Source organism: Mesorhizobium sp. M1E.F.Ca.ET.063.01.1.1, from assembly GCF_003998155.1.
In the GTDB taxonomy this organism is placed as follows: Bacteria; Pseudomonadota; Alphaproteobacteria; order Rhizobiales; family Rhizobiaceae; genus Mesorhizobium.
The window spans coordinates 1-1,267 of record NZ_RZSC01001155.1 but is presented as its reverse complement, the minus strand read 5'-3'; the positions used below and the strand labels follow the sequence as shown (position 1 = coordinate 1,267).

2 protein-coding genes and 1 pseudogene are annotated in these 1,267 nt (G+C 62.7%); 2 read left to right on the top strand and 1 reads right to left on the bottom strand.

Annotated elements, in window-relative coordinates; all coding sequences use genetic code 11:
• The coding region (locus EOA29_RS36850) for a sodium/proton-translocating pyrophosphatase (RefSeq protein WP_189479125.1) at positions 1-318 on the top strand (318 nt) is incomplete at its 5' end.
• A gap of 130 nt (positions 319-448) precedes the next feature.
• On the opposite strand, the gene EOA29_RS36845 is transcribed toward EOA29_RS36850, so the two are convergent.
• Positions 449-973: an outer membrane protein assembly factor BamE gene (locus EOA29_RS36845; RefSeq protein WP_126094223.1), complete on the bottom strand. Its 525-nt coding sequence runs from the start codon at positions 971-973 to the stop codon at positions 449-451.
• A gap of 117 nt (positions 974-1,090) precedes the next feature.
• On the opposite strand from EOA29_RS36845, the pseudogene EOA29_RS43525 reads away from it, so the two are divergent.
• Positions 1,091-1,267, top strand: a pseudogene (locus tag EOA29_RS43525) (ubiquinol-cytochrome C chaperone); the annotation flags it as partial.

The following is a 1,267-nucleotide window of genomic DNA, read 5'->3' as shown; positions in this document are numbered from 1 at the left end:
ATCTCGGGCTCGAAGGCCTCGGCCTTCGCCGCGCTCGGTGCCTCGCTGCTCGGCGTCATCGTCAACGGTCTCTTCGTCGCCATCTCGATGACTTCCGGTGGCGGCGCCTGGGACAACGCCAAGAAATCGTTCGAGGACGGCTTCACCGACAAGGGCGGTGTCAAGCATCTCAAGGGCTCCGAGGCGCACAAGGCCTCGGTCACGGGCGACACCGTCGGCGACCCCTACAAGGACACCGCCGGCCCGGCCGTCAACCCGGCGATCAAGATCACCAACATCGTGGCGCTGCTGCTCCTTGCTGTGCTCGCGCACGGCTGAGCCGGACGCTCTCTTTCAGGACAAAACCCGCGGGAGCGATCCCGCGGGTTTTTTGTACGTGGGGACCGAAAGCAAAAAGACCCGCCGGAGCGATCCGACGGGTCTTGAGCTGTCAGCCGGATAGCCGAACTCAGGGCGTGCCGCCGCCTCCGCCGCCCGGGATGCCGGGGGCCAGTTTGCTGGCACCGTTGATGATCTGGCTCAGGAAGTTCTGGTCCTTGCCGCCGGTCGGCGTCGTCCTCGAGATGAAGTCGAAGATCTTGCCGTCCTTCATGCCGTAATTGGCGATCTGGGTGACGCGGCCGTCGGCGCCGAAATAGACCGCCAGCACTTTCTGGTCCACCAGATGCGGCTTGTCGAAGGCGACGTAGCGCTTGCGTGTCTGCGATATGTAATAGAAGGCCTCGTTGTCGAAGGTTGCCGTCGTCGACGGCGTGCCCAGCGCCAGAAGCACCTGCTCGCGGCTCGAGCCGACCGGCACCGAGTCGATTGCCGCCTGGTCGATGACGTAGCCCTGCGTCAGCGTCTCGCTCGGGCTGAGGTCGCCGATCATCTTGGATGAATTGCAGCCCGAAAGCGCGGATACCGCCACCAGCAGGGAGGCTACGCCCGCCGGCACAGGCGTAAGAAACGACTTGAATTTCAGCGCACCCAACAACAATTCTCCATCACATCCCCGCAACTTGCGCTGGGCCGCAAAACCGGTAAACCAGCTTGCATGCCGATGCAACAAGGCCAAATCAAACAAAAGGTCCCCGGGAGACCACCCTCAATGTTCCAGCGCCTTTTTGGCCGCGAACGTCACGCCAACCGCGCCATCACCGAGGCGCTCTACGCACAAATCGTGGCGGCGGCGCGGCAAACCGTGTTTTATTCCGACTGGAATGTGCCCGATACGCCGCTCGGCCGTTTCGAAATGCTGTCCCTGCACATGTTCCTGTTCCAGCAT